The following is a 17,541-nucleotide window of genomic DNA, read 5'->3' as shown; positions in this document are numbered from 1 at the left end:
GGCTACAATTCTCCTACTCACCCCGTCACGAAATCGAACACCAGCTTGGCGTTGAGCGCGATGATGATCACCGCGATCAGCACAGCGGCGGCGGTGAGCCAGCGCGGCGCGACGAACACGCCCATCTTGGCGCGGCTGGCAGTGAACAGCACCAAGGGCACCACGGCGAACGGCAATTGCAGGCTGAGCACCACCTGGCTCAGAATCAGCAATTGCCCGGTGGCCTTCTCGCCGGCCCAGATCGTGACGCCGACGGCCGGCACGATCGCGATCATCCGCGTCACCATGCGGCGCAGCCACGGCGCGATCTTGAGCTGGATGAAGCCTTCCATCACCACCTGGCCGGCCAGCGTCGCGGTGATGGTGGAGTTGAGGCCGCAGCACAGTAGCGCGATGCCGAACAGCGTCGGCGCCAGCGCCGAGCCGAGCAGCGGCGCCAGAAAGGCGTGGGCCTGATCGAGCTCGGCGACGTCGGTCTTGCCGACGTGGTGGAAGGTGGCGGCGGCGAGGATCAGGATCGAGGCGTTGATGGTCAGCGCCAGGCACAGCGCCAGCGTCGAATCGATGGTGGCGAGCCGGATCGCCTCGCGCTTTTCCGGCACGCTGTCGCCATAGCCGCGGGTCTGCACCAGACCGGAATGCAGATAGAGATTGTGCGGCATCACGGTGGCGCCGAGGATGCCGAGCGCCAGATACAGCATGCCGGGATTGGTCAGGATCTGCGTGGTCGGCGCGAAGCCGCGGATCACCGCGCCCCAATCCGGATCGGCCATCGCGATCTGCACCGCAAAGCACGCCGCGATCACCCCGAGCAGCGCCACCACGAAAGCCTCGATCCAGCGGAAGCCGAACGCCTGCAGCGCCAGGATCAGAAACACGTCGGCGGCGGTGATGATCACGCCGATCTCGAGCGGAATGCCGAACAGCAGATTGAGCCCGATCGCGGTGCCGATCACTTCGGCGAGGTCGGTGGCGGTGATGGCGATTTCCGCCGAGATCCACAGCGGCCACGACGCCCAGCGCGGATAGGCGTCGCGGCAGGCCTGCGCCAGATCGCGCCCGGCGCCGACGCCGAGCCGCGCGCATAGCGACTGCAGCACGATCGCCATGATGTTGGAGACCAGCGCCACCGCGAGCAGCGCGTAGCCGAATTTCGAACCGCCGGCGAGCGAGGTCGCCCAGTTGCCGGGGTCCATATAGCCGACCGCGACCAGATAGCCGGGGCCGAGGAACGCCACCAGCTTGCGCCAGAACGAGCCGCTCTTGGCGACCCGAATCGAGCCGAACATATCGGCCAGCGACGGCTCGCCGCGTTCATCCCGCCAGCCGCCCGGCGGATGGTTCACTGACTTCGCGACCGGCAGACCGGCGGGATCGCGGGATAGCAGCGGGGTTTTAGCGTCCATTCCGAGAACCTGACTCGGATTGGACGTTGATGCAACTAATTTGCATGTGCAAGTGGCCTGGTTCCCACCATTCTTCCTTTGAATTTAGAACGGTTCCAAGAACAACGCAGAATCGGGAACCCGGTTCCCTCATCAGTTTCATCTTAGCGGCGAGGCAACAAAAGGCGATAGATCGATGCCGGCAGGCGCCCAGCGGGCGCCCTCGCCTCCTCTAGCGCACCGGCCGGACCGGCCGCGCGGTCCCAAAACAGAAGCCGGCGGCAATGATGAGTGCGACGGCGGCTGCGACAAGCGATGCGTCGAAGGATTGCGTCCGGCTAAACAGTGCGGAGGCGATCAGCGGGCCGATGATCTGTCCGACGCCATAGGCGGCGGTCAGGATGGCAAGCATATTGAAGCGGGTTGTCGCAGCCATACGCCGCGCCGCCGGCATCACGATGGTGACGGTCCCCATGAATGTCCCACCGACCAACAGCGCCGAACCGACATAGGCTGCCGAGCTGTGCAGTACCGGCAGCGCCACACCGATCGCCTGCAGTGCCAGATTGACCATCAGGCTATGGCGGGTACCCCAGCGCTGGTGGAGCGCGTGCCAGATGAAGCAGGACGGCGCGCCGCCGAGGCCAAAGATCGCCCAGACATGCACGGGATCGACCGATGCCATTGCGCTGCGAACGAACAGGGGCAGATAGGTCGCGGTGATGATGTAGCCAAAACCGGCGAGACCATAGATCACGACCAGCCGGGTCGGCCCAAAGGGCGGCGGCCGCTCCTCGCGCAGCCGCCGCACAGCAGGTTCGACCTGCGGCTTGATGCGATCGATGCGGCACTGCATCGCGACCGCGATCACGCCGATAACCGACGCCGCCATCGCAACCGTCAACCAGATGGCGCGGCTCGACAGCGCCGCACCATGGCCCGCCGCGATGATTTCCGCCGACACCAAGATTCCAAGTCCGACGCCGGCGAACAACGTCGGCGCGCCATGATGATGGCCGCGATCGTGGATCAGCCAATGCGAGGCAGCCACCATCGCAACCGCGCTCGCCGCACCGGCTACGCCGCGCACCGCGATGATCAGCCATTCGGGCATTGCCACGGCGAGCAGGCCGAGCATCACAAGGGTTGTTGCGGTCGCTAAGGCGCAGAGTTTTCGACTGGAGATCGCCGTCCACACCGCGGCCAGCAACGCACCGATCAGATAGCCGGCATAATTGGCCGAGGCGGCATAGGCGCCGCCGTCGAGCGAGATCTGACCGTCCGCCACCATCAGCGGATAGAGGCCGGTGAACGCGAAGCGGCCGAACCCCATCGCGACCACCAGCATCAAGGCAGCGGCTGCCGCCGCAAGCTGATTGGTCCGGCGCATGGCAGGCGTTGCCACGCTACGAGAACGCGGCAAGCATGTTACGGAATTCAACAAAGGCCGGCGTCTTGAATCCAGGCCGGCTGGCGAGGACGGTGTCAACCGTCATCAGCGGCTTGATGGTAAAGCGCCCGGCATCAGGAATGAGATCGAGGACACTTCGGGGCAGGATCGCAAAGCAGGAGCCGGCCGCGGTGCACGCCACCATGGCGTGATACGACTTCACCTCTTGAAAGTGGATCTGTGCCGGCCTGGTGCCGAGACCGGTCAGCCACTGCTCAGCAAGCATCCGGTAGGTGCAACCGGGCGCGAAGGCAGCCAGCGAACGCGGCTTGATATCGTCGATCTGCTCGACTTCGGGATGTCCGGGCGGCAATAGCAGGATCAGTTGTTCCTGATACACGCTGACGGTCTCAAGTTCACCCTCCCCGAGCCAGCCGATGTCGTCGGGAATCGCGACGAGGGCGCAGTCGATCCGCCGCGCCAACAAGGCCTCGACCAGTGGCCGGGTCGGGCCTGTCGACAGGTCGATGGTGACGTCGGGCCAGGTCGCATTGAATTTTGCCAAAGGCTGCATCAAGCGCGCAGCGGCGGTGGATTCCATCGAACCGATCCGCAAAACGCCGCGCGGCGCGGTGGGGTGCACAACCTGCTGCGCCTCATCAGCCAGGTTGAGGATGCGGTCCGCGTAGTCGAGATAGATTTTCCCCTCCGCCGTGAGCGCCATGCCCCTGCGGTCCCTTTGGAACAACGCCACCCCGATTTCGGCTTCCAGCTGCTGGATCCGCGTGGTGACGTTGGAGGGCACCCGCCCCAGCAACTCGGCCGCCCGGGTCACGCTCTGCTCGGTTGCCACAGTACGAAACACCGCCAGCGCTGCGAGATCCACGACTATTCTCCAAACGCGAAATTGTCGATCAATATATTCTCTATATGAGAACCGTCGTCAATGCTGATTCATAATCATTCAGAGAGAACAAGCCCGGGCGCCGGTTCTATATTACCTGTCCCAATTGGGGCTACCTGTTGAGATTGCGCCAGAGCGGACAGTCGCGGGACAGCCAACGCCACCGCCTCGGCCTGTCACCGCGCATACATACAGGCCGGGTGCGGCCAGGATGGAATCCGGCTTCCCATCGTCGAGATTTTCACGCAAAACCGCAGCATGAGCGAACAGAACGAGCCGCCCGCCACCTTGCAACAGCGCCTGCGCTGGCTGATGACGCCGCCGCAAGCCTATCTGGCGTATTTTATCGCCGTGCTACTGATCGGCGGGGCGTCGTTCTATGCCGGCTCGCTGAAGCAGAACAAGAAGAGCCTGGTGCCGCCGCAATCGCTGCAGCATCCGGCGCCGCCGCAGAACTAAGCGGCGACGCAGCCGTTGCGCCGCCGCGCTATTCTATGCCGCGGCCGAATTTGTTCGACTTCGGGAAGCCCTTCGGCGGCATCCGGCCGGCATCGGCGCGGTTGCCGCGCCATTCCGCCAGTTCCTTGATCGAGGCGCTGAACTCGCGGCCGGCGGAATCCCGCCAGGAGAAGCCGTCCTTGGCGGTGAAGGTGGCGATGTCGGACAATCCGCCGTCCTTGTACTTTTGCAGCCGCACGCCGCGGCCGCGCGCCATTTCCGGCACCTGGTCGAGCGCAAAGATCAACAGCTTGCGGTTCTCGCCGATCACCGCGACGCTGTCGCCGGAGACCGTGCACACCGCCCTCGCCTCGTTCGGCATTTCGACGTTGAGGATCTGCTTGCCCTTGCGGGTGTTGCCGACGCAATCGTCCTCGTTGACGATAAAGCCCTGGCCGTCATGGCTCGCCACCAAAAATTTGCGGCCGCCGGTGTGCACGAACAGCGCCACGATCGCGGCGTCCTGATCGAGGTCGATGAACATCCGGATCGGCTCGCCATGGCCGCGGCCGCCGGGCAATTTGGCGACGTCGAGCGCGTAGAACCGGCCGTTGGTGGCGAACAGCAACAGCTTCGATGTAGTCTCGGCGAAGAACGCTTGTCCGAGCTTGTCGTCGGTCTTGAAGGTGAGCCCCGACAGATCGGCGACGTGGCCCTTCAGCGTGCGCACCCAGCCCTTGTCGGAGATCACCACGGTGACCGGTTCGCGCTCGACGAAGGCTTCCTCGATCGCGGCGAGATCATGCTCCGGCGCATCCGCGAACATGGTGCGGCGCTTGCCGAGCGCGGTCTTCGGCCCGAACATCTCGCGCACCTTGCGCACCTGTTCGGCGACCTTGGCCCATTGCTCGGTCTCGGACTTCAGAATCGCGTTGATGCCTTTCAGCTCGGCGCGCAGATTCTTGTCCTCGGTGCGGATCTCGAATTCTTCCAGCTTGCGCAAACTGCGCAGCCGCATGTTGAGGATCGCCTCGGCCTGGATGTCGGTGAGGTTGAACGCCTTCATCAAGACAGGCTTCGGCTCATCCTCGGTGCGGATGATCTTGATCACCTTGTCGATGTTCAAGTAAGCGATCAGGTAGCCGCCGAGCACTTCCAGGCGATGCTCGATCTGGCCCTTGCGATAGCTGCAGCGGCGCAGCAGCACGTCGCGCAGATGGTCGAGCCATTCCCGCAGGCACTCGGCGAGGCCCAGCACTTTTGGGATACGGCCCTTCACCAGCACGTTGAGGTTGAGCGGGATCTTGCTTTCCAGCTCGGTCAGCCGGAACAGCGATTCCATCAGCAGTTCGGGATCGACGGCGCGCGACTTCGGCTCGATCACCACGCGGATGTCCTCGGCGGATTCGTCGCGAACGTCGCCGACCAGCGGCAGCTTCTTCTCGTTCAACAGTTCGGCGATCTTCTCGATCAGCCGCGACTTCTGCACCAGCCAGGGAATTTCGGTGATGGCGACGACCCAGGTGCCGCGAGCGCCGTCTTCCTGATGCCATTTGGCGCGGGTGCGGAACGAGCCGCGGCCGGTGGTGTAGGCTTCGGCGATGCTCTCGCGGGAATCGATGATGACGCCGCCGGTCGGAAAATCCGGACCCTTGACCCACTTCAACAGCGTCTTGGACTTGGCGTCGGGCTTCTCGATCAGATGCAGTGCTGCGTCGCAGAGTTCGGCGGCGTTGTGCGGCGGAATCGCGGTGGCCATGCCGACCGCGATGCCCTGCGCGCCGTTGGCGAGCAGGTTGGGAAAGCCGCCGGGCAGCACGATCGGCTCTTTCGACTGGCCGTCGTAATTGGCGCGGAACGCGACGCCGTCCTCGTCGATGCCGTCGAGCAGCAACCGCGCGACGTCGGTCATCCGCGCTTCGGTGTAGCGGTAGGCGGCGGCGTTATCGCCGTCGATATTGCCGAAATTGCCCTGGCCGTCGACCAACGGATAGCGCGAGGAGAAATCCTGCGCCAGACGCACCAAGGCGTCGTAGATCGACTGGTCGCCGTGCGGATGGAACGAACCCATCACGTCGCCGACGATTTTGGCGGATTTCTTGAACGGCGTGCCGGGGTCGAGCCGCAAGAGCCGCATGCCGTAGAGGATGCGCCGATGCACCGGCTTCAGCCCGTCGCGGGCGTCCGGCAGCGCGCGGTGCATGATGGTCGACAGCGCATAGGCGAGGTAGCGCTCTTCCAGCGCCTCGCGCAGCTGCACGTCGTGAATCTCCGCCGGCTCCGGCGGAATCAGTCGTTTTCCCATGGCAACGGGTTAACCGCTGGCGCCGCGCCGGACAAGCCGCGAATCACCATGCGCTATTTCGGCGGCGCGGTTTCCGCCAGTTCCCGGGTCCGCAGCCGCACAACCGCGTTGATAAATCCGTCGCGGGCGTCGGAATGGCCCTGGCCGCGCGGCTCCAGCACGTTGCGCAGCAGGAACCGGCCGGTCAAAAGGAAGCCGTCCTGCAGGTCCTGGTCGGACCAGTCGTTGCGTTGCGCGCTGCCCTCGCGCAGGAACGGCGGCAGCCGCAGCAGCTTGTCGCGCCACGGCTCGCCGGCGGCCCGCGACACCGCGCCGCCGGATTTCGGCGACACATAGATCAGGTCGGAGGTCACCCCGGTCGCTGCGCAATTGGCCAGATCGAGCCCGAAGCCGAGTTCGGCCAGCATCGTCAGTTCGAAGCGGATCACATGCACCGCGGCCTCGCCGACGTCGTCGAAGTCGTCCAGCGTGCGCTCCAGCCGCTCATAGATCTCCGGCTGCGGGTCGCGCTCTGGCAACAGCCGCGCCAACGACGCCAGATGGGTCACGCCATAAACCGCGTGGCTCGACGCCAGCAGCATCGCCGCGCGCATCCGCGTGCCCTCCAGCACGTAATAGCCGAGATGTTCGTCGAGCCGCGCCCGCCACACCGCGCTCACGCTGTTGCCGGGCTGCAGCAGCGGCCGCAGCTTGGAGCCGGCGCCGCCGCGCACCAGGCCGAGATGGCGGCCGTGGCCGCGGGTCAACAATTCGACGATGGCGCTACTCTCGCCATGCCGCCGCACCCCCAGCACGATGCCTTCATCGGTCCATTCCATCGGTCGACTATACAGGACGGGACGAGTGTTCGCAGCCGCTACTGGTTGAACCAGTCCTTGGCGTCGCCGGTGAACGACAGATACAGCCCAGTGGCGGTGAGCATCGTGGAGACGATCTCGAGCCAGCTGTCGAACTGCAGCCCAGAATCGCCGATGATCTGCGCCAACGACACCGCCGACAGCGCCAGCGAACCTGTCAGCACCCAGCGCGGCCAGTTCTTGCGCTGCTGCGCGGCGAGCCAGACCAGATACACCAGGGCGACGATCAGGCCGGCCGCGATCAGGTTCGCCGCCATGATGATGCCGTCGCTGATCTCGGCCGTCGGGGTGCGGTCCTGAAACGCCACCGACAGCGCGTCGAGCCCCAGCGAGGCATAGAGCAGCGCCTCGAACAATTGAACATTCCTGGGCGTCGCCATGTCCGCGTTAATCCTTCGGGAACTCGAGGCCCATCTCGTGATAGCGATTGGGATCGTCGCCCCAGTTCTCGCGCACTTTGACGAACAGGAACAGGTGGACCGGCTGGCCCAAAATCTCGGCGATCTCCTTGCGGGAATCCGCGCCGATCGACTTGATGGTGGCGCCGCCCTTGCCGAGCACGATCTTGCGCTGGCTTTCGCGCTCGACGAAGATCGTTTGCTCGATCCGCACCGACTTGTCCTTGCGCTCGGTCCAGGTGTCGGTCTCCACCGTGGACTGATAGGGCAATTCCTGGTGCAGCTGGCGGAAGATTTTTTCCCGGGTGATTTCCGCCGCCAGATGCCGCATCGGCGCGTCCGACATCTGGTCTTCCGGATAGTGATAGGGGCCCGGCGGCACCTTGGAGGCCAGCGACTTGCGCAGGTCCTCGACGCCGTCGCCGGACAGCGCCGACACCATGAAGGTCTCGTCGAATTTCAGCCGCTCGTTGGCGGATTGCGCCAGCTTCAACAGCTTTTCCTTGGAGACGATGTCGACCTTGTTGATCACCAGGATCTTCGGATGATTGACCTGCGACAGTTTGGTCAGGATCGCGTCGGCCTCCTCGTCGATGCCTTCGCGGGCGTCGAGCAGCACGCAGACCAGATCGGCGTCGTGCGCCCCGCTCCACGCGGTCTTGACCATGGCGCGGTCGAGCCTGCGCTTCGGCAGGAAGATGCCGGGGGTGTCGACCAGGATGATCTGGGCGTGGTCCTCGATCACGATGCCGCGGATCAGGGCGCGCGTGGTCTGTACCTTGCGCGACACGATGGTGACCTTGGAGCCGACCAGCGCGTTGACCAGCGTCGATTTGCCGACATTCGGCGCGCCGATCAGCGCGACGAAACCGCAGCGGGTTTCAACCGGCCCGGCAGCGGATTCGGCGTCTTGCTCGGACTCAACGTGATCGTTCAAAACATCATCCTTCATTGCCGCCGGAGCTGACGCCCTCGCGGGCCAGCATCACCGAGGCTGCGACTTTTTCTGCGGCGCGCTTGCTGCCGCCAATGCCTTCCGCGGGCGCCAGGCCCGGCAGGTCCACCGCGACGCGGAATTGCGGATCGTGATGCGGCCCGGTGCGTTCGACTTCGCGATAGACCGGGGTCGGCAGACCCTTGCCCTGCGCCCATTCCTGCAGAATCGTCTTGGCGTCGCGCAACGGCCGCACCGGCTTGCGCATCCGCTCCAGCCAGTTGCGTTGCACGAAACTCTCGGCCGCCGGATAGCCGCCGTCGAGGAAGATCGCGCCGATCACCGCTTCGCAGATGTCGCCGAGCACGGATTTGCGCAACCTGGCGCCGGCGCCGGCGCCGACCGTGCCGAGCTTGATGCCGTCCAACAGGTCGAGGCTGCGCGCCACGTCCGCGCAGGCTTCCTTGCGCACCAGATCGGCCAGCCGCTTCGACAGTTCGCCCTCGTCGGCATTGGGAAACGCCCGATACAGCATGTCGGAGACCACGAGGCCCAGCACGTGATCGCCGAGAAACTCCAGCCGCTGATAGCTGTCGGCGCGGTTGCGCGCCGATTTCAGCGCCGAGACGTGGGTGAAGGCGGTAGCCAGCAGCGCCGGATCGGCGAAGGCGTGCCCGATCCGCGCTTCGATCGCGGCGGCGGCGGCCTTGGCGTCGGCCTTGCTGCGCCGCTTGCGCGCGGCCGCGGTTTCGCGACCGGGGTCGGGCGCAGCGGCCGCGGCGTCCGGTGTCGGCGAAACCTCGATGCTGGTGGTGTCCTGCTTCATCGCACGATGTTGAAGATACGATGCCAGCGCACCGCGGTCGGCCAGCGCCAGATCTGCCAGGCGTGTTCGCCTTCCGCGATCGAGAAGAAGATCATCTGGGCGCGGCCGATGATGTTCTCGAACGGCACGTAGCCGACCGCCGACAGCACCCGGCTGTCGGTGGAGTTGTCGCGGTTGTCGCCCATCATGAAGAAGTGGCCGGGCGGCACGTTGTAGACGTTGGTGTTGTCGTAGAAGCCGTTGTCGACGCAATCCAGCGATTCATAGCTGACGCCGTTCGGTAGCGTCTCTTTCCAGCGTTTGACCCTTGCTGTGGCGTCGGAACCGCAGGGATCCTCGCCGACGAAATCGCTCAGACGCTCGCGCTGCACCGGCACCTCGTTGATGTAGAGCAGGCCCTCTTTCATCTGGATGCGGTCGCCCGGCAATCCGATCACCCGCTTGATGTAGTCGGTGGAATCGTCCTTCGGCAGCCGGAACACCACGACGTCGCCACGCGCCGGCTCGGCGCCGAAGATCCGGCCGGAGAAGATCGGCGGCGACAGCGGCAGCGAATAGTGGCTGTAGCCGTAGGAGTATTTCGAGACGAACAGATAGTCGCCGACCAAAAGCGTCGCCTTCATCGAGCCGGAGGGAATGTTGAACGGTTGGAACAGCACGGTTCGGATCACCAGCGCGATGATCAGGGCGTGGATGACGACGCGAATGGTCTCGCCGATTCCGCTTTCGGATTTGGTCCCTGAGGTCACGCTCATCGCTTTCTCGTTCCCGTCGCGTAGCCGCGCAGCGGCAGTGTTCTCAACCAAAGCGAGGCCGCTTCGCGATGAGACGTGATGTGGTGGGCGATTTCCCCCGGCCGTCGCGGCGCGCGGACGCCACGAGCCGATGGAGACTCCGCGCGGGTTTTAGACCGTTGTTTCCATCGGCGCAATCAACGGCTCTCCGAAAACTTTCTAATCACATGATCTAACAGCGATTTTTAGTTTCGGTGGAAAAACGCCGGGGCCGCCCTCGGGCTACGCCTTGGCGCTGCTGACCGCCGAAATCACGACAAAGGCCTGCGCCAGCGGCCAGTCGTCGGTGATCGACAGGTCGATCCTGGCCTCATAGCCCGGCGGGGTCATGGCGTCGAGCCGCGCCTTGGCGCCGCCGGTCAGCGCCATGGTCGGCCGGCCGCCGGGCAGGTTCACCACGCCCATATCCCGCCACCACACGCCGTCGCGGATCCCGGTGCCGAGCGCCTTGGCGCAGGCTTCCTTGGCGGCGAACCGCTTGGCGTAGGTCGCCACCACCATCTTCTCGCTCTTGGCGCGGCGCGCCGCCTTGGCGCGCTCGGCATCGGTGAACACCCGGTCGAGAAACCGATCGCCGTGCCGCTCGATCACCTTGCCGACACGGCGGATGTCGATCAGGTCGGAGCCGATGCCGAGGATCATGCGGTGGCCTCCAGGGCCTGGCGGCCGCGCGCCATCGCGGCGCGCATCCTGCGGATCGATTCGGTGAGGCCGACGAACAGCGCCTCGCCCATCAGGTGGAAGCCGATGTTGAGCTCGGCGATCTGCGGCAGCGCCGAGATGGTCTGCGCGGTCGCGTAATCCAGCCCGTGGCCGCCGTGAACCTCGAGACCGACCGACTGCGCCAGCTTGGCGCCGGCCACGATGCGCTGCCATTCGGCCTCGGCCTTGACGGCGTTGCCGGCCTCGACCGCGTCGCACCAGGCGCCGGTGTGAATCTCGATCACCGGGGCGTGCAGCTCCGCCGCCATCTCGATCTGCGCCGGGTCGGCGGCGATGAACAACGAGGTGCGGATGCCGGCGTCGTTGAACCGGGCAATGAACGGCGCCAGCGTGTTGTGGTGGCCGATGACGTCGAGGCCGCCCTCGGTGGTGACCTCCTCGCGACGCTCTGGCACCAGGCACACCGCGTGCGGCTTGGTGGCGAGCGCGATCTGCACCATGTCGGGGGTGGCCGCCATTTCGAAATTCAGCGGCTTGGAGATTTCCGCCTTCAATCGCGCCATGTCGGCGTCGCGGATATGCCGTCGATCCTCGCGCAGATGCGCGGTGATGCCGTCGGCGCCGGCCTCGATCGCGGCCAGCGCCGCGCGCACCGGATCGGGATGCTTGCCGCCGCGGGCGTTACGCAGCGTGGCGACGTGGTCGACATTGACGCCGAGGCGCAGCGGAAGGGCTTTGGACATGGAGAACTCGCGAGATATGGATAGGAAGTGGCTGAACGCACCTCAAGAGAGTGTCTGTTAGTTCTTGCCGCGGTCTGCAGAATCAACCTCGGCCTTAAGTACCTCCCACTCTCTTTTTAGTATTCGCTGACAGACCCCCACGTATTGAAGGTTGGCGGCGTATTTCTCTTCAGGCGATCTAGCGTCCAAATATCTATGCATACACATCTGCAGATCGGGGAAATCTTCATCGCCCGGATTCATGAACAGTTCGATCTTTGTCCCGTACTCGTAGAATTCTCGCTGCATGTGATGCTCGATGCTCGGCGTACCGGCATAAGATTGAAATGCTGCCATCGCTTGCCTAAGGTCATTAATCCAAGCCTGCCTCATTTCAGCAATCTTTAGCGCGTGCGCCGACTTCAATTGCTTATCGATGCTTCGCCACTGAAGCGCGACGGTAATCAATACGCCGGCCAGAGCCAACAACGAAGCAACCAGGGGGATTGCCCAGGTCCACGTTGGGGCGCTGATCACAGTCTGCAATTTCCCCTCCAGCTGTTCGCTGCCCATTGCGGCAACTCACGTGTTTCCAGGAAATAGCAGAAAGGGTCAGCCATTCACCCGCTCGACCTTGGCGACCACCGCCTTGGCGCGCAACTGCGCGATGATGGCGCTGAGATGCTTGAGGTCATAGACCTCGAGATCGATGGTGAGTTCGGTGAAGTCCGGCGAACGCCGGCTCATGTTGATATTGTCGATGTTGCCGTCGTGCTCGGCGATCACGGTGGCGATTTGCGCCAGACTGCCGGGCTCGTTGACGTTCTGCACGAACAGCCGCGCCGGAAAGCGCTGCGGCGTGGTTTCGTCGACGTCCCATTTGACGTCCAGCCAGCGCTCCGGCTCTTCCTCGAAATCCTTCAAGGCCGGCGACTGGATCGGATAGATGGTGATGCCCTCGCCCGGCGAAACGATGCCGACGATGCGATCGCCCGGCACCGCGCCGCCGTTCGGCGCGAACTTCACCGGCAGGTCGGAATTGAGGCCGCGGATCGGAATCACCGAGGTGACGCGCGCCGCGGAGCCCGGCGCTTTCAGCTTGGTGACGTCGGCCGGATCGCGCTTGCCGGCGAAGCGGCCGAGCCGCTCCTCCTTGTAGTCCGGATACATCGCGCGGGCGACGTCGGAGGCGCGCAGTTCGCCGCGCCCGACCGAGGCCATCACCTCGTCGATCGACGGCCGCGCCAGCCGCGGCAGCGCCCCCTTCAGCTTGTCGTCGGCGTAGTCGATCTTGGCGCGGACGAACAACCGCTCGACGATGCGGCGGCCGAGCCCGGCATATTGATCGCGCACCGCGGTGCGGGTGGCGCGGCGGATCGCGGCGCGGGCCTTGCCGGTGACCGCCAGCGATTCCCAGGCCGACGGCGGCGCCTCTTGGGCCGCCGAGGTCAGCACCTCGACCTCGTCGCCGTTCTGCAATTCCGAGGACAACGGCGCGAACTTGCCGTTGATCTTGCAGCCCACCGCGGAATTGCCGACATCGGTGTGCACCGCATAGGCGAAATCGATCACATTGGCGGCGCGCGGCAGCGCGATCAGCTTGCCCTTGGGGGTGAAGCAGAACACCTGGTCGTGGAACAGTTCGAGCTTGGTGTGCTCCAAAAACTCTTCAGGATTGGCGCTTTCCGAAAGCACTTCGATAGTGTGGCGCAGCCAGGCGAAGGCGTTGCTCTCGCGCTTCAACATTTCGGTCGGCGAGCCGACGCCGTCCTTGTAGAAGGAGTGCGCGGCGATGCCGATCTCGGCGATCTGGTCCATCTCTTCGGTGCGGATCTGCAGCTCGACGCGCTGCTGGCCGGGGCCGATCACCGTGGTGTGGATCGACTTGTAGTCGTTCTGCTTCGGGGTCGAGATGTAGTCCTTGAAGCGGCCCGGCACCACCGGCCAGGTGGTATGGACCACGCCGAGCGCGCGGTAGCAGGCCTCGACATCCTTCAGCACCACGCGGAAGCCGTAGATGTCGGACAATTGCTCGAAGCCGACCGATTTGCGCTCCATCTTGGTCCAGATCGAAAACGGCCGCTTGCGCCGGCCGGTCACCTCGGCGGAGAGCCCGTTCTTGGCGAGGTTGGCGGACAGCTGGGTCTCGATCTCGCCGATCAAATTTCGGTTACGCTCGGCCAGCGAATCCAGCCGCTGCATCACCACCGCGAAGGCATCGGGATCGAGGCTCTGGAACGAGAGGTCTTCCAGCTCTTCGCGCATCTCCTGCATGCCCATGCGGCCGGCCAGCGGCGCATAGATGTCCAGCGTCTCCTCGGCGATGCGCTGCCGCGACGCCGGCGGCACGAATTCGAGCGTGCGCATATTGTGCAGCCGGTCGGCCAGCTTGATCAGCAGCACCCGGACGTCGTTGGACACCGCCAGCAACAGCTTGCGCAGGTTTTCCGCCTGCTTGGCCTCCCGCGAAACCAGCTCCAGGCGCTTCAGCTTGGTCAGCCCCTCGACCAGCGCTCCGATTTCGTGACCGAAGATATTGTCGATCTCGGTGCGGGTTGCCTCGGTATCCTCAATCGTATCATGAAGCAGCGCCGCGACGATGGTAGCATCGTCGAGCTTGAGGTGGGTGAGAATCGCCGCGACTTCGAGCGGATGCGAAAAATACGGGTCGCCCGACGCCCTGGTCTGCTCGCCATGCGCCATCATGGCGTACACATAGGCGCGGTTCAGCAGGTCCTCGTCGGTATCCGGATTGTAGGATCGGACCCGCTCGACCAGGTCGTATTGCCGCATCATGCGCGAGCGCGGCCGCGCCGGCTTCACCGCAGCCGGCTTCAACACCGCGACGGTCCCGCCCGCAGCCTCCATCTGCCGTGAATTACGGCTCCAATGCGCCATCCAATCGCAACCCCTTTGCCGCGCGCAGCCTTCAGATACCGCGAATGCCGACCGTCCGATTCACCCCTTGGTCCGGTTCGAGCGCGCTCGTCGGACCGCCGGCCTCATCCAAAATGAGAGCATATTCATCGCCTTCGGTGCTCGGAGCCGGCGTCTTCCGATCCCGGATTCGTGCAACAGAACGAAGGACAAGTTCACGACTTTAGAGTGTTTTGTGATGAAGTGAAGCCGTTTCGCCGGCCCCCGGATTGCCGTCTGTCTTAGGTCCGAGTCCGCGCCCCGTACACCCCGAAATCGTATATGGCGCAGCACGCCAGCTCTGCACCTGCCGAATAGAAAACGGCCCGGAAACCGTCCGGGCCGTCAAATCCATTGGCACGAGAGAACAGCGGCTCGGCTATTCGTCTTCCTCGGGCTGCTCCTCGGGAGGCGCCAAGCCTTCCAGACCCTTCAACAGCTCTTCCTCGGTCATCCGCTCGGGCGCCACCTCGGTGTCGTCGGCGTCGACGCTGGCCCCGGCGGAGCCGATCAGCGGCACGGTATCCGGCTCGGGTTCGTCGACTTCGACGAATTTCTGCAGCGAATGCACCAGTTCTTCACGCAAATCCTCGGGCGAGATGGTCTCCTCGGCAATCTCCCGCAACGAAACGACCGGATTTTTGTCATTATCGCGATCGATGGTCAGTTGCGAGCCGGACGAGATCATCCGGGCGCGGTGCGCAGCCAGAAGGACCAGGTCGAACCGGTTGTCGACCTTATCAATACAATCTTCCACGGTGACGCGCGCCATCGACTGTCGCTCCGTTAAATGGGACGAATATGCGGGTTATGACCGCTAGGTATAGGGGGTTAGGGGTTTCCGCAAGAACCAATTTGCCATTTGGGTCTTCTGCAAGGCCGCCGGCCCCCTCAACCCACGGCTGCGACAAAAAGTACTTTGGTTTTGCAGAGGACAACAAAACGCCTGTATTGGCCGCGCAAAAGTATACACTCACCTGGCTTGCGTTGTTTGGCCGACGGTGGTGACTGTGTCGGCCGGCCGGGAATTTTATGCCCACAAACGCGACTTTGAAATGCGTCGCGGACTTTGCCGCGCCAAAAACCCTTAACAACAAACGCACCGTGAGAAAACTTGATGTCCTCTGCTAGCAGCAAAATCGCGCTCTTCATTGATGGAGCCAACCTTTATGCCACCGCGAAGACGCTTGGCTTCGACATAGATTACAAGCGATTGCTCAAGGAATTTCAGAGCCGCGGCACCCTGGTGCGGGCGTTCTATTACACCGCCATCATCGAGGACCAGGAGTACTCGTCGATCCGGCCGCTGATCGATTGGCTCGACTACAACGGCTATACCGTCGTCACCAAGGCGACCAAGGAATTCATCGATGCTTCGGGCCGGCGCAAGGTCAAGGGCAACATGGATATCGAGCTCGCGGTCGACGCCATGGAATTGGCCGAGCACATCGACCAGATGGTGCTGTTCTCCGGCGACGGCGACTTCCGCTCGCTGGTCGAGGCGGTGCAGCGCCGCGGCGTCCGTGTCACGGTGATTTCGACGATTTCCAGCCAGCCGCCGATGATCGCCGACGAATTGCGCCGCCAGGCCGACGTGTTCACCGATCTGGTCGAATTGCAGTCCAAGCTCGGCCGCGACCCGGCGGAACGCCCTGCCCCGCGCGAGCCGCGGCACACCCCGCAGTTCCTGCAGCGCGCCACCACTACGGCGCCGCGCGTCGAGGACGACGAGTTCGAGGACTGAGCGAGCCGGCTCGGCCGGCGGCCGATGATGGCCATCGCGCGAAGCGAACCCGACCGGAACTGCCCGCTGTGCCCGCGGCTGGTCGACTATCGACTGGCGGTGCGGGCCCGCGCGCCGGACTGGTTCAATGCCCCGGTGCCGACCTTCGGCGATCCCGACGCGGCATTGCTGATCGTCGGGCTCGCCCCCGGCGTGCAGGGCGCCAACCGCACCGGCCGGCCGTTCACCGGCGACTTTGCCGGCGACCTGCTCTACGCCACGCTGATCGAGCATGGCTTTGCGAAAGGTGTCTATCAGGCGCGACCCGATGACGGCTTGCGGCTGGTCGACTGCCGGATCGCCAACGCGGTGCGCTGCGTGCCGCCGCAGAACAAGCCGCGGCCGGTCGAAATCAACACCTGCCGGCAGTTTCTCTCGGCGGTGTTAGAGACCATGCCGCGGCTCACCGCCATCGTGGCGCTCGGCCGGGTGGCGCACGACTCGACGGTCAAAGCGCTCGGCCTGCGCGCCTCCGCCGCGCCGTTCGGCCACGGCGCGGTGCATACGGCCGGCGCCCGCACGCTGTACGACAGCTATCATTGCTCGCGCTACAACACCAACACCCGGGTGCTGACGCCACAGATGTTCCGCGAGGTGTTTGCAAAAGTGCGCGCTGATCTCGATGGCGACAAACCAAAGCGCGCCATGAGCAAAACGTCATCCTGAGGAGCCCGGCTGAGCGCGTAGCGCGAAGCCGGGCGTCTCGAAGGATGGCCGCGGGCTCCCGACGCCGGCCCAGAAACCGGCTCAGCCCCGCGCCCGCATGATGCGGCCTTTTTCCCGGCTCCAATCGCGCTTCTTCTCGGTGTCGCGCTTGTCGTGCAGCTGCTTGCCCTTGGCCAAAGCCAGTTGCAGCTTCACCCGGCCGCGCTCGTTGAAGTACATCTTCAGCGGCACCAGGGTCATGCCCTGGCGCTCCACCGCGCCCATCAGCTTGTTGATCTGCTTCCTGTGCAGCAGCAGTTTGCGCGGCCGCTTCGGCTCGTGGTTGAACCGGTTGGCTTGCAGATATTCCGGGATGTTGGCGTTGATCAGCCAGATCTCGCCGTCCTTCGGATCGGCATAGGATTCCGCGATCGTCGACTTGCCGTTGCGGATCGATTTGACCTCGGTGCCGGTCAGCGCGATGCCGGCCTCCAGCGTGTCCTCGATGGCGTAATTGAACCGCGCCTTGCGGTTTTCCGCGATCACCTTGATCGGACGTTCGTTCTTCTCGGCCATAAAAT

General features: G+C 64.3%; 18 protein-coding genes. 3 read left to right on the top strand and 15 right to left on the bottom strand.

Annotated features, from left to right (window positions below):
• Nucleotides 1-17: 17 nt before the first annotated feature.
• The 3 genes from RPC_RS13255 to RPC_RS13245 all read right to left on the bottom strand — a co-directional run bounded on the left by RPC_RS13255 (nucleotide 18) and on the right by RPC_RS13245 (nucleotide 3,661).
• The gene (locus RPC_RS13255; protein ID WP_011473094.1) at nucleotides 18-1,406 is read right to left on the bottom strand and encodes an Nramp family divalent metal transporter; all 1,389 of its coding nucleotides are present in this window, start codon (nucleotides 1,404-1,406) and stop codon (nucleotides 18-20) included.
• A 211-nt stretch (nucleotides 1,407-1,617) separates the two neighbouring features.
• The gene (locus tag RPC_RS13250) at nucleotides 1,618-2,775 is read right to left on the bottom strand and encodes a YbfB/YjiJ family MFS transporter (RefSeq protein ID WP_011473093.1); all 1,158 of its coding nucleotides are present in this window, start codon (nucleotides 2,773-2,775) and stop codon (nucleotides 1,618-1,620) included.
• A 16-nt stretch (nucleotides 2,776-2,791) separates the two neighbouring features.
• A complete protein-coding gene (locus RPC_RS13245) occupies nucleotides 2,792-3,661 on the bottom strand; it encodes a LysR family transcriptional regulator (RefSeq protein ID WP_011473092.1) in 870 nt (289 codons plus the stop codon).
• A 276-nt stretch (nucleotides 3,662-3,937) separates the two neighbouring features.
• Here RPC_RS13245 and RPC_RS13240 point away from each other — a divergent pair, with 276 nt between their 5' ends.
• A complete protein-coding gene (locus RPC_RS13240; protein ID WP_011473091.1) occupies nucleotides 3,938-4,138 on the top strand; it encodes a hypothetical protein in 201 nt (66 codons plus the stop codon).
• A gap of 28 nt (nucleotides 4,139-4,166) precedes the next feature.
• Here RPC_RS13240 and parC read toward each other — a convergent pair whose 3' ends face one another.
• The 11 genes from parC to rpoZ form a co-directional block, all read right to left on the bottom strand.
• On the bottom strand, nucleotides 4,167-6,422 hold the full coding sequence (gene parC, locus RPC_RS13235) for a DNA topoisomerase IV subunit A (RefSeq protein WP_011473090.1): 2,256 nt from the start codon (nucleotides 6,420-6,422) through the stop codon (nucleotides 4,167-4,169).
• A gap of 53 nt (nucleotides 6,423-6,475) precedes the next feature.
• The gene (gene recO / locus RPC_RS13230; RefSeq protein ID WP_011473089.1) at nucleotides 6,476-7,240 is read right to left on the bottom strand and encodes a DNA repair protein RecO; all 765 of its coding nucleotides are present in this window, start codon (nucleotides 7,238-7,240) and stop codon (nucleotides 6,476-6,478) included.
• Between the two features lie 38 nt (nucleotides 7,241-7,278).
• Entirely contained in the window at nucleotides 7,279-7,659 is a 381-nt protein-coding gene (locus RPC_RS13225; RefSeq protein ID WP_011473088.1) for a hypothetical protein, read from the bottom strand.
• 7 nt (nucleotides 7,660-7,666) lie between these two features.
• Nucleotides 7,667-8,629 (bottom strand): GTPase Era, encoded by a 963-nt coding sequence (gene era / locus RPC_RS13220; protein WP_011473087.1) that lies wholly within the window; start codon nucleotides 8,627-8,629, stop codon nucleotides 7,667-7,669.
• Entirely contained in the window at nucleotides 8,619-9,437 is an 819-nt protein-coding gene (gene rnc / locus RPC_RS13215) for a ribonuclease III (protein ID WP_011473086.1), read from the bottom strand. The genes era and rnc overlap by 11 nt, the downstream gene beginning before the upstream one ends.
• Entirely contained in the window at nucleotides 9,434-10,192 is a 759-nt protein-coding gene (gene lepB, locus RPC_RS13210) for a signal peptidase I (RefSeq protein WP_011473085.1), read from the bottom strand. Before lepB ends, rnc begins: the two co-directional genes overlap by 4 nt.
• 261 nt (nucleotides 10,193-10,453) lie before the next feature.
• Nucleotides 10,454-10,873: a holo-ACP synthase gene (gene acpS / locus RPC_RS13205; protein ID WP_011473084.1), complete on the bottom strand. Its 420-nt coding sequence runs from the start codon at nucleotides 10,871-10,873 to the stop codon at nucleotides 10,454-10,456.
• On the bottom strand, nucleotides 10,870-11,637 hold the full coding sequence (locus RPC_RS13200) for a pyridoxine 5'-phosphate synthase (RefSeq protein ID WP_011473083.1): 768 nt from the start codon (nucleotides 11,635-11,637) through the stop codon (nucleotides 10,870-10,872). Before RPC_RS13200 ends, acpS begins: the two co-directional genes overlap by 4 nt.
• Before the next feature lie 57 nt (nucleotides 11,638-11,694).
• Nucleotides 11,695-12,189 carry a hypothetical protein gene (locus RPC_RS13195; protein ID WP_011473082.1) on the bottom strand — a complete coding sequence of 165 codons (495 nt, stop codon included), beginning with the start codon at nucleotides 12,187-12,189 and terminating at the stop codon, nucleotides 11,695-11,697.
• A gap of 39 nt (nucleotides 12,190-12,228) precedes the next feature.
• Complete coding sequence (locus RPC_RS13190; RefSeq protein ID WP_415914842.1) at nucleotides 12,229-14,484, bottom strand: RelA/SpoT family protein; 2,256 nt, start codon at nucleotides 14,482-14,484, stop codon at nucleotides 12,229-12,231.
• Between the two features lie 427 nt (nucleotides 14,485-14,911).
• Nucleotides 14,912-15,304, bottom strand: coding sequence for a DNA-directed RNA polymerase subunit omega (gene rpoZ / locus RPC_RS13185; RefSeq protein WP_011473080.1), 393 nt, complete (start codon nucleotides 15,302-15,304; stop codon nucleotides 14,912-14,914).
• A 345-nt stretch (nucleotides 15,305-15,649) separates the two neighbouring features.
• Between rpoZ and RPC_RS13180 the strand changes: the two genes are divergently transcribed.
• Together RPC_RS13180 and RPC_RS13175 are read left to right on the top strand one after the other, a co-directional pair.
• Nucleotides 15,650-16,276 (top strand): NYN domain-containing protein, encoded by a 627-nt coding sequence (locus RPC_RS13180; protein WP_011473079.1) that lies wholly within the window; start codon nucleotides 15,650-15,652, stop codon nucleotides 16,274-16,276.
• 24 nt (nucleotides 16,277-16,300) lie between these two features.
• The gene (locus tag RPC_RS13175) at nucleotides 16,301-16,981 is read left to right on the top strand and encodes a uracil-DNA glycosylase (RefSeq protein WP_011473078.1); all 681 of its coding nucleotides are present in this window, start codon (nucleotides 16,301-16,303) and stop codon (nucleotides 16,979-16,981) included.
• Between the two features lie 81 nt (nucleotides 16,982-17,062).
• On the opposite strand, the gene smpB is transcribed toward RPC_RS13175, so the two are convergent.
• On the bottom strand, nucleotides 17,063-17,536 hold the full coding sequence (smpB, locus tag RPC_RS13170) for an SsrA-binding protein SmpB (protein WP_011473077.1): 474 nt from the start codon (nucleotides 17,534-17,536) through the stop codon (nucleotides 17,063-17,065).
• Between the last annotated feature and the right edge of the window lie 5 nt (nucleotides 17,537-17,541).

This window comes from Rhodopseudomonas palustris BisB18, assembly GCF_000013745.1.
Lineage (GTDB): Bacteria > Pseudomonadota > Alphaproteobacteria > Rhizobiales > Xanthobacteraceae > Rhodopseudomonas_A > Rhodopseudomonas_A palustris_F.
The sequence above is the reverse complement of the archived record's forward strand: the minus strand, read 5'-3'. Positions and strand labels throughout refer to the sequence as shown.